The organism is Dietzia cercidiphylli, from assembly GCF_014145145.1.
GTDB classification, from domain to species: domain Bacteria; phylum Actinomycetota; class Actinomycetes; order Mycobacteriales; family Mycobacteriaceae; genus Dietzia; species Dietzia natronolimnaea.
The window spans coordinates 1-9,433 of record NZ_JAALEA010000276.1 but is presented as its reverse complement, the minus strand read 5'-3'; the positions used below and the strand labels follow the sequence as shown (position 1 = coordinate 9,433).

Genomic DNA, 9,433 nt, shown 5'->3' with positions numbered 1-9,433 from the left:
GTGGCCACCGGCTCCGCGCGGTAGGACGCGGCGCGGCCGGAGTCCACCGAGGCCACGCACGTGCGCACGGCGTCGACGAAGCGCGCCGCGGAGTCCACGCCCAGCACCGTGTCGTACTGGCCGGCGAACGAGTGGTCCTCACCGTCCTCCCCGGCCGCCGAGGACCTCACGGCCACCGGCGTCGCGCCGGCGTCGGCCATGCGGTCGAACCACCGGGAGAGGTCGACGACGACGAGGTCATCCGACGCGTCCGCGATCACGAACCCCCGGGGAACGTCCAGGCCGAGGCGCCGGAGTTCGGCCAGTCCCGCGGCCTTCCCGCCGTAGCGATCGTCGGCGACCTCATCGAACTCGACCACCGTCGGGGTCATCGGTCGCCTCCCAGCGACTCGACGATCTCGGCCAGCGCATCGGTGGCGATGGGTCCCGTCTGGTAGAGGCAGAGGCGGTCCGACACCCCGTCGACCCGGTCGCGTATGTGCGCGGCCACCTCGGCAGGGGAGCCACACGCGGCGATGGTGTGCAGGATGTCGTCGCTGATCAACGACGTCATCTCCTGCCAGCGGCCCTGCTTGGACATGGTGTTCAGCTCCAGCTGGAGGTCGCCCCACCCGTGGGCGTCGAGCACGGGCTTGTACGCCGGCGTGGAGCCGTAGAACGCCAGCAGGCGGCGCGTGGACACGTGGTCGTCGTCGGCCCCGGTGGCCACGGACACGATCACCTCGGGCACCACCTCGAAGTCCTCCTCGCCGCGACCGGCGGCGGCCAGTCCGGCACGCACGGCCGGCATCGTGGCCTCGTGGAGGAACTTCTTCGACCCGAACGGCATCACCAGCAGGCCGTCGGCCACCTCCGCGGTGGCCCGGGTCAGCCGCGGCCCGAGCGCGCCCAGGTAGATGGGCGGCGGACCGTACGGGTTGGGCCCGGGGACGAAGGTGGGGGTCATGAGGGTGTGTCGGTAGTACTCTCCGCGGAAGTCCAGGCGCTCGCCGGTGGCCCAGGTGGCGAAGATGGCCCGCAGCGCCCCCACCAGCTCCCTCATCCGCTCGACGGGACGGTCGAACTCGGCCCCGTAACGTTTCTCGATCTGCGCCCGCACCTGCGTGCCCAGGCCCAGGACGAACCGGCCCTCGCTGAGCAGCTGCAGATCGTTGGCCTGGTGCGCCAGCTGGATGGGGTTGCGGGGGAACCCGATCGCGACGTTGGACATCACGTCCAGCCCGGGGACCTGAGAGGCCAGCACCAGGGGGGTGAACACGTCGTGCGGTCCCTCGAAGGTGAACACCCCGGCCGCACCGGCCTCCTTGAGCGCCTCCGCGCGGTGGACCACGTCGGTGGGCCCGAACAGGGCCGTCATGACCTTCACTCCTGCGCTCCGTTCTGGGAGCCCGAACCCGAAACCGAGCCGGAGTCAGAGCCCGAACCCGCACCGTCGGTCCAGTCCGTGAAGCCTGACGGGTGGTGGGGCCCGATCACGCCGTGCTCGAACAGGCCCGCACCCTCGCGGGTCGTCCCGTCGGCCTCCGTGCAGACGGCGTGGCCGACATGGTCGATGAGGCTGAACGCGGCCCCGGCCATCACGTCGGGGTCGGTGAGGTCAAAGCTCACCCGCTCGGTGAACCCCTCGCCCTTCCAGCTGCCGTGCGCCCAGGAGGAGTCGCCTCCGTACCCGGAGCCGAACGCGATCGGCGCGTACAGCCTGGACTCCACGTCCAGCCGGAACCGATCGCCGGCGCGGTTCATGAACTCCACGTGGACGCCTGTCGGGATCCGCGTGCCGACGCGATAGTCCACGTCCACGCGCACGCCGTCGAGCTGCTCCACGCGGCCGTCCCGCCAGCGGCGCGTGCAGTCGTAGAGGCTGCGGTGGCCGTCGGGGTCCTCCTGCAGGATGAGGAACAACTGGTAGTCGTCGAACGCCAGGGGCAGGTAGAGCCACCACATCCCCCGGAACGCGGTGTCCGGGCGGCCGGGTGCGTCCGCCTCGCCGACGGGACGGATGCCCCACGAGCGGTCCCGGGCGGCGACCGAGGAGGAGTGGGTGACCTCCAACCGCTCGTCGTCGACCTCGATCCACCCCTCCCACGAGCCGAGCTGCGCGAACCGGCTGGCCTGCAGCGTCACCCGCCGGTCGGTGAGCATCGAGTGCGGCTCCTCCATGGCGGCGGGGAACAGTCCCCGCCAGGTCAGGTCCGCGGCGATGCCCTCCGTCGGAGCCAGCGTCAGGCGCAGCTCCTGCAGCGGCTCGATCACCTCGAGGGCGTAGCCCCCGACGTTCGGGTGCAGGCGGTCGTCGTCGATCGCGTCGCTGAGGTGCACCGCGGTCTGCGTGTCACCACGGCGGACCACGAAGTAGGCGTCCTTGACCCCGAGCCTGGGGTAGTACCCGATCCCGGTCAGGGCCATGAATCGGCCCTCGCGGTCGAGCACGTTGAAGTACGACCGGTCGTAGAAGTTCCGGTCGGACGTGGCCGGCCAGGTGACCGGCGCGTGGGTCTGGTGGATCGGGTACTCGTCGAGCGGGCTGAGCTTCACGGGTCTCTCCCTGATAATACGATGCGCACTGTATTGGAACTAGGGTGAACCCATGACAACAGACGCGCGCACGGTTGGCGGGGAATCGGCAAAGTCCGTCGAGGGACGGTCTGGCGCGGGACGGTCTGGCGCGGGGCGGCCGCGAGACGGGCGGATCGATGCCGCGGTGATCGCCGCGACCAGGGAGCTCATCCTCGAGACGGGCTATCCGGCGCTGTCCCTCTCGGCGATCGCCGCGCGCGCGGGGACGACCACCGCGGCCATCTACCGGCGGTGGTCGGGCAAGGCACAGCTCGTCCACGAGGCCGTGCTGTCCGCGGAGACCGTCGTGTTGCCGGCGGACTCCGGGGACGTCCGCAGCGACATCAGGGCGCTGGTGGAGACCATCCGGTCGATGTTCGACCGGCCCGAGGTGCGCGTGGCGCTGCCGGGACTGATCGCCGACACCGTCGCCGACCCCGTGGTCCACGACCAGATGATCGCCCGCCTGGCCGGCAACCTCACCGCGTTCGAGAGCCGTTTCGGCCGGTCCCGGCGCGGCGACGACCAGCTGCCCATGCTCGCCGAGGTGGTCGCGGGCACCGTGATCTTTCGCATCCTCGTCCGCCGGGACGCCGCCCTCGACGAGGCGTGGGTGGACGAGATGACCGAGCTCATCACCGGGCGGTGGCCCGGCCCATCCGAGTAGCGGCTGCCGCGCGCGCAGCCGTCACTGCTGGCGGGGGACCGCGGTGTAGACGGCGACCTCGTCGGGGACTCCCTTGGCCTTGGTGAGCCGGAAGCTCCTCTTGCGACGCGTGGACACCCTGGACTCATCCAGTCCGGGGAGAGTGGTCTCGCTGACCAGGATCTCGCCCGTCCCCGCCTTCTCCGCCAGCCTGGCGGCGATGTTGACGTCCACGCCCAGGTAGTCGCCGCCGATCAGGCGGGGGTTCCCGGTGTGGATACCGGCCCGGATCCGGGGCCGCATGCCGGCGACTTCCACTTGGTCGAGCCCGTCGGAGCAGGCCACGACGGCATCGAATGCGAGCTGGGGCGACGGGAAGACCGCCATGAGGCCGTCGCCGAGGCGCTTGACCACGTGCCCGCGGTGGTTCCGCACCTCCGGCTCGGTGGCCGAGGCGACCTCCCTCAGCAGCCGTAGAGCGTCCTCGTCGCCGACGCGCATGGCCCAGTTGGAGAACCCGACGAGGTCGGTGAACACGATGGTCACCTCGCTCCCACTGCCGCCTCGGCCGGACCGTTGCGTCAGTGCGTGCCACACCTGTAACCCGCCCAGGGACAACTCGCGCGAGGCGGTGGGCTGCTCGTCGAACAGGCGACCGGCCACGCGGGCGATCGTCCCCGCGCTGTCCCGGCCCGCGGCCGAGAGCGGATCTCCGAACCCGGAATCGCCGGGTAGCGCGCGCCGGGCGCGGCGCAACGCCTCGACCGCGGAGGGGTGTCTGTTGATATCGCGGGCGCCCGCTGCGATTCGGGCGGCGGACGCGCGCGCCCGCTCCCACCGAGGGTTCGACATGCTCAGAGGGTAGCCGCACGTGCTCCCGTGGTGCCGTGTGTGGTGGCGTGCCCGGACTCCAGGCGGACCACGCGATCGGCGGTGGCGACGAACCGCTCGTCGTGGGACGCGCACCCGACGGCCACGCCCCGCCGATGGGCCTGGTCGGCCAGTAGTTCGTGGATGTGCTGCCGACTGGTGGAATCCAGGCCCGCATCCGGCTCGTCCATCAACACGATGTCGGCGCGGCTCGCGAGCGCCTGCGCGAGAAGGGCGCGCTGTCGCTGGCCGCCGGACAGTTCCGTCAGGGACCGGGACTCGAGACCGTCCAGGCCGACCGCCGCGATCATCTCGGCCACGACGCCGCGGGCCTCCCGCCTGCCGATCCGTCGTCCCCACGTCCCCATGGAGACGGTGTCGCGGACCGTGAGGGGAAGGGTCTCCGGCGCGGCGGGCCGCTGGACCACGAGTGAGATGGAGCCGAGGCGGCGCACCTCGCCCCTCAGGGGCACGCGGACGCCGGCGAGCAGTTCCACGAGTGTGGATTTCCCCGACCCGTTGGGGCCGGCGAACGCGGTGAGGGTCCCGTACGACAGCTCCACGGAGACGTCGTGGAGTACCTCGCGACCCGCATAGCCGAAGCACAACCCGTGGGCGCTGATGGCCGGTCCCGGTGGGGGCATGCTCGCGGCCTCCTTGTTGATAATGAATGTCGTTATGGATACTGTACGTCCTCGTGTCCCTGCTCCTCGATCCGTTCAGCACCGCGTTCGTCGCGCGGGCTCTGGTCGGCGGCGTCCTGGTGGCGGTGATCTGCGGAGTGGTCGGCACCTGGGTCGTCATCCGGGGCATGGCGTTCTTCGGCGAGGCGATCGGGCACGGGATGCTCCCGGGAGTCGCACTGGCCACCGTTCTCGGCTTCCCGGCCCTGGTGGGCGGGGCCGTCAGTGCGGTGGCGATGAGCGCGGCGATCGGGGCGCTGCAGAAGCGCGGCAAGCTCTCCTACGACACCACGATCGGGCTGCTGTTCGTCACCATGCTCTCGGTCGGGGTGATCATCGTGTCCCACTCCGGAAGCTTCGCCACGGACGCCTCGGCCGTCCTGTTCGGTGACATCCTGGCGATCCGCGGTCCCGAACTCATCACCCTGGCCGCCGCGCTGGCGGTCACGCTGGTCGTGGCCGTTCGCTTCCACAGGGCCTTCGTCGCCGCGGCCTTCGATCCCCGCGTCGCCCAGACCCTGGGGCTGCGGCCGAGGGTCGCACAGGTGGCGCTCGTCGGACTCGTGACCCTCGCGGTGGTCGCCTCGTACCAGGCCGTCGGGACCCTGCTGGTGGTGGCGTTGCTGCTGGCCCCCGTGGTCGCCGCGAACCGGTGGACCAGGCGCATCCCGTCGACCATGGCGCTCGCCGCGGTGTTCGGGAGCGCCGCCGTGGTGATCGGTCTGCTCGCCTCCTGGCACGCCGGGACGGCCGCGGGCTCCTCCATCGCGTTCTCCGCGATCGCACTGGCAGGGGTCTCGGCGTCAGCACACGCGGTCCGCCAGACGATTCGCGCCACCCGGCTCTCGCGCCACCGTCCCCCGGTCGGCCCGGTCGGCCCTGTCAGCCCGGTCAACCCCGTCACCCCGGCCGCAGCGGAAGCGCCCGCCCCGTGAGAAACCCCTCGAGAAAGCAGAGCATGCGCACCCTGAGATCGATCGCCCCCCTCGTCGTCGTCGCCCTGATCCTCACCGGATGCGCGGGTGGCACGGATGACCCGGACGCCGCCCCGCCCGGGTCCGCCGCGACCGTGGAGGAGTCCTCGCCGCAGGAGACCGGCAGCGGGCACGGCGAGATCGAGGGGGCCGAGGAGGTGGCCGAGCCGCAGCTGCACCTGGTGAGCATCGACCGCACCGGTGCGGTCGGGATGCTCAACCTGCTGGACGGCACCACGACCGAACCGGGCAGCATCGACCCGCCGACGGCGGTCACCTCGGACGGCCGGTACCTGTTCGCCGACACCGGTGCCGGAGTGGAGATCGTCGACAGCGGCGTGTGGACGTGGGATCACGTCGACCACTTCCACTACTACCGGACCTCCCCGAGCGTTCTGGGAGCCGTGGCCGGCGAGGGGCCGGCGGTCGTCTCGACCTCCGGAAACGCGACCACCGGCGGCACCGGGGTGTTCTTCCCCGAGTCGGGCGAGGCGGTACTGCTCAGCAACGAGGCGCTGTCCGAGGGTCGGATCGAGGAGGTCTTCCGCCTCGAGACCGAGCCGCACGAAGGCCTGGCCGCTCCCCTTGGCAGTGGCGCGCTCGTCACCACCGTCGACGAGGCGGGGGCAGTCTCCGGGGTCGAGTTCCACGGGGCCGACGGCTCGCCGGTCGACGGTGCGACCGCACCCTGCGCGGACGCCCAGGGAGCCGCGACCACCCGCATCGGCGTGGTCGTGGGGTGTGCAGACGGGGTACTGCTGGCCACCTACGAGGAGGGCGAACCGCAGTTCGAGCGTATCGCCTTCCCCGAGGGGACCCAGGCGCCGCGCGCAACCGACTTCCGGGGCCGCAAGGGCCGGCCGGCCGTTGCCGCGCTCGCCGGGGACCAGGGCTTCTGGCTGCTCGACACCCGGGCACGCGAGTGGCAGTTCGTACCGACGGATGTGCCGTTGGTACAGGTCTCCGCCGCGAGCGACGACGACTCCCACGTGGTGGCGGTGGACCGTCAGGGCCGGGTCCGCGTCTACGACGGCGAGGCCGGGGCCGAGATCGCCGCCACCGATCCACTGCTGGCCGAGGCGGTCGCGACCCCGGAGACGGCAGCCGGAATCGAGCTCACGGTCGACCGGGAGCGGGCGTATGTCAACGACCCCGCCGCGGGGGTCGTCCACGAGATCGACTACCGGGGTGACGCACGGGTTGCCCGGAGCCTGGACACGCCCACCACGCCCGACTTCGTCGCGGAGACCGGACGATGAGGCGGCGTTCGGTGCTGTCCGCCGTGCTCGTCACGGCCGGACTGGCCTTGTCCGGGTGCGCGATGGTGGACGGCGCCACGGACGACCATCCGACGATCGTCGTGACGACCAACATCCTCGGCGACGTGGTGGAGAACGTGGTGGGGGATGCGGCCGACGTCACGACCCTGATGAAGCGCAACGCCGACCCGCACTCGTGCGAGATCTCCGCCCAGGAGGCGAGCCTGATGGATCGCGCCGACCTGGTGGTGTCCAACGGGTTGGGGCTCGAGGAGGGGCTCCAGCAGCACCTCGACCGGGTGGCGGCCACCGGCGTGCCGATGCTCGTCGCGGGGGAGCAGGTCGAGGTCATCGACTACTCGGAAGGGGATGCCGGCGGCACCGCCGACCCGCACTTCTGGACCGACCCGGCCCGCATGGTCGACGTGGTCGACGCGCTGGAGGCCGAGTTGGTGGAGGTCGACGGCATCGACCGGGCTGCCGTCGAGGCGGGCGCCGACCGGTACCGGGATGAGCTCGACGAGCTCGACGACGAGATGACCACCGCGTTCGCCACCATCCCCGCCGACAACCGCGCCCTCGTCACCAACCACCACGTCTTCGGCTACCTCGCCGAGCGTTTCGACTTCCGCGTCCTCGGCGCGGCCATCCCCGGCGGGACCACCCTCGCCTCCCCCAGTGCCTCCGACCTCGACGGGCTCGCCTCGGCGATCACCGAGGCCGGCGTCCCCGCGATCTTCGCCGAGTCCTCCCAGCCGGATCGGCTGGTGCAGGTACTCGCGAGCGAGGCCGGTATCGACACCCGGGTGATCGAGTTGTTCACCGAGTCGCTCACCGAACCGGGACAGGGCGCCCCCAGCTACCTGGAGATGATGCGCGCGAACACCGAGCGCATCGTCGACGGGCTCTCCACCTGACCACCTACTGGAAGAAGGACGATTGATGAGAACACGACACACCCGCGCGGCCGGAGCGGTCGCGATGCTCGCGACGGCAGCGCTGCTCGCCACCGCGTGCGGCACCGGCGGCGGCGACGCCGATGCGGACGACGCCGAGGCACAGAACACCGCAACCACCACCTCGGCAGCCTCGGAGGCGGGCTCCTCGGAGAAGCGCCTGGCCGTGGCGTACGAGAACGGCATCGCGGTCCTCGACGGCGAGACCCTGGAGGTCATCGAGGAGTTCGAGACCGAGGAGTTCACCCGCCTGAACGCGTTCGGCGACGGGCAGACCGTGCTGGTGACCACGTCCGACGGGTTCCAGGTGCTCGACACCTCGGTGCCCGAGCTCACCGACCTGGTGATCGAGGCCGACACCCCGGCGCACGTCGTCCGCCACGCCGGCAAGACCGTGCTGTACGACGACGGGACCAGCGACACCTTCATCTTTGACACCGCGGCACTCGCCGACTCGGGCGGCGAGCTCCCCGAGTTCGAGACCATCCCCGGCGACCAGGCCCACCACGGTGTCTCGATCGTGTTGACCGACGGCACCTTCCTCACCACCATCGGTGACGACGAGGGCCGCACGGGTGCGTTCGCCGTCAATGCCGACGGCGAGGAGATCGCCCGCAACGAGGAGTGCCCCGGCATCCACGGTGAGGGCACCGCTGCCGGCGAGACGGTGATCTTCGGTTGTGAGGACGGCGCCCTGATCTTCCAGGACGGGGAGTTCGAGAAGATCACGGCCGCCGATGAGTACGGCCGCATGGGCAACGCGTACGTGAGCGAGGACAGCCCGCTCGTGGTGGGTGACTACAAGGACGACCCGGATGCCGAGAGTGTCCTGCTCACCAAGATCGCACTGATCGACACCGAGGCGGGCACCCACGAGGTCGTGGACCTGCCGGAGGGCGTCGGATACACCTGGCGCGACGTCGTGCGCGGCCCGAACGACATGGCCTACCTGCTCGGCACCGACGGTGCCATCCGCGTGATCGACCCGGCCACCGGCGAGATCTCCGAGAGCTACGACGTGATCGACCCCTGGGAGGGGCCGGCGGAGTGGCAGGACGCGCACCCGTCCATCGTCGTGAACGGGGACATCGCCTACGTGAGCGAGCCGGCGAAGAACACCGTCTACGCCGTCGACCTCACCACCGGTGAGGTCGTCGCGTCCGGCCAGACCCCGGGTGCGCCCAACGAGATGGCGGTCGCGCTGGGCTAGAGCCTGCTTCTACGGCTGACGCCGATCATCGCTGTGGATGGCGATGGTCGGCGTCGGTTTCTGCGTAGGCGGTGAGGGTTGGGGGCGGGTGCACTGGTAGTCCGCGGAGCCGGACCGCGGCGCGACCGCTGGACCGTACGGATGGCTCCAACGCCGTCGACGTGACAGTTGATAGCGGCGATGCCTCGGAGGCTAGGGGGTCACAGGGTACACCCGTGTGGGACGATATGCCGCCGGCCATCGCTGCTGTGGGTTTGAGTGCTTTGCGGCGGTTTTCTG

Annotated in this window: 10 protein-coding genes; 5 read left to right on the top strand and 5 right to left on the bottom strand. The window is 70.9% G+C overall.

All coding sequences use genetic code 11. The annotated features are described in order from the left end of the window. From G6028_RS10375 to G6028_RS10365, 3 genes are all read right to left on the bottom strand, one after another. The coding region (locus G6028_RS10375) for a PEP/pyruvate-binding domain-containing protein (RefSeq protein ID WP_277817595.1) at nt 1–371 on the bottom strand (371 nt) is incomplete at its 3' end. Then, nucleotides 368–1,366 carry a TIGR03617 family F420-dependent LLM class oxidoreductase gene (locus G6028_RS10370; protein WP_182658810.1) on the bottom strand — a complete coding sequence of 333 codons (999 nt, stop codon included), beginning with the start codon at nt 1,364–1,366 and terminating at the stop codon, nt 368–370. The genes G6028_RS10375 and G6028_RS10370, both read right to left, overlap by 4 nt. Continuing rightward, nucleotides 1,363–2,535, bottom strand: coding sequence for an Rv3169 family protein (locus tag G6028_RS10365; protein WP_182658809.1), 1,173 nt, complete (start codon nt 2,533–2,535; stop codon nt 1,363–1,365). Before G6028_RS10365 ends, G6028_RS10370 begins: the two co-directional genes overlap by 4 nt. Before the next feature lie 166 nt (nt 2,536–2,701). Between G6028_RS10365 and G6028_RS10360 the strand changes: the two genes are divergently transcribed. Continuing rightward, the gene (locus G6028_RS10360) at nt 2,702–3,223 is read left to right on the top strand and encodes a TetR-like C-terminal domain-containing protein (RefSeq protein WP_422110533.1); all 522 of its coding nucleotides are present in this window, start codon (nt 2,702–2,704) and stop codon (nt 3,221–3,223) included. 21 nt (nt 3,224–3,244) lie between these two features. On the opposite strand, the gene G6028_RS10355 is transcribed toward G6028_RS10360, so the two are convergent. Together G6028_RS10355 and G6028_RS10350 are read right to left on the bottom strand one after the other, a co-directional pair. Further along, on the bottom strand, nt 3,245–4,054 hold the full coding sequence (locus tag G6028_RS10355; protein ID WP_179523844.1) for an adenylate/guanylate cyclase domain-containing protein: 810 nt from the start codon (nt 4,052–4,054) through the stop codon (nt 3,245–3,247). 2 nt (nt 4,055–4,056) lie between these two features. Continuing rightward, nucleotides 4,057–4,716 carry a metal ABC transporter ATP-binding protein gene (locus tag G6028_RS10350; protein WP_182652656.1) on the bottom strand — a complete coding sequence of 220 codons (660 nt, stop codon included), beginning with the start codon at nt 4,714–4,716 and terminating at the stop codon, nt 4,057–4,059. A 26-nt stretch (nt 4,717–4,742) separates the two neighbouring features. On the opposite strand from G6028_RS10350, the gene aztB reads away from it, so the two are divergent. Genes aztB through aztD form a run of 4 tightly spaced genes read left to right on the top strand, consistent with a single transcriptional unit; the run spans nt 4,743 to nt 9,154 of the window. Then, the gene (aztB, locus tag G6028_RS10345) at nt 4,743–5,690 is read left to right on the top strand and encodes a zinc ABC transporter permease AztB (RefSeq protein WP_187702058.1); all 948 of its coding nucleotides are present in this window, start codon (nt 4,743–4,745) and stop codon (nt 5,688–5,690) included. A 23-nt stretch (nt 5,691–5,713) separates the two neighbouring features. Then, nucleotides 5,714–6,988, top strand: coding sequence for an ABC transporter (locus G6028_RS10340; RefSeq protein WP_179523842.1), 1,275 nt, complete (start codon nt 5,714–5,716; stop codon nt 6,986–6,988). After that, nucleotides 6,985–7,905 (top strand): zinc ABC transporter substrate-binding protein AztC, encoded by a 921-nt coding sequence (gene aztC, locus G6028_RS10335; protein WP_179523841.1) that lies wholly within the window; start codon nt 6,985–6,987, stop codon nt 7,903–7,905. Before G6028_RS10340 ends, aztC begins: the two co-directional genes overlap by 4 nt. Before the next feature lie 25 nt (nt 7,906–7,930). Then, nucleotides 7,931–9,154, top strand: coding sequence for a zinc metallochaperone AztD (gene aztD, locus G6028_RS10330; RefSeq protein WP_179523840.1), 1,224 nt, complete (start codon nt 7,931–7,933; stop codon nt 9,152–9,154). The last annotated feature ends 279 nt before the right edge of the window (nt 9,155–9,433 follow it).

What these genes read in the sequence shown, in the direction of transcription:
- G6028_RS10355 (WP_179523844.1), bottom strand. Translation starts at nt 4,054, where the DNA reads ATGTCGAACCCTCGGTGGGAGCGGGCGCGCGCGTCCGCCGCCCGAATC.
- G6028_RS10350 (WP_182652656.1), bottom strand. Translation starts at nt 4,716, where the DNA reads ATGCCCCCACCGGGACCGGCCATCAGCGCCCACGGGTTGTGCTTCGGC.
- aztB (WP_187702058.1), top strand. Translation starts at nt 4,743, where the DNA reads ATGTCGTTATGGATACTGTACGTCCTCGTGTCCCTGCTCCTCGATCCG.
- G6028_RS10340 (WP_179523842.1), top strand. Translation starts at nt 5,714, where the DNA reads ATGCGCACCCTGAGATCGATCGCCCCCCTCGTCGTCGTCGCCCTGATC.
- aztC (WP_179523841.1), top strand. Translation starts at nt 6,985, where the DNA reads ATGAGGCGGCGTTCGGTGCTGTCCGCCGTGCTCGTCACGGCCGGACTG.
- aztD (WP_179523840.1), top strand. Translation starts at nt 7,931, where the DNA reads ATGAGAACACGACACACCCGCGCGGCCGGAGCGGTCGCGATGCTCGCG.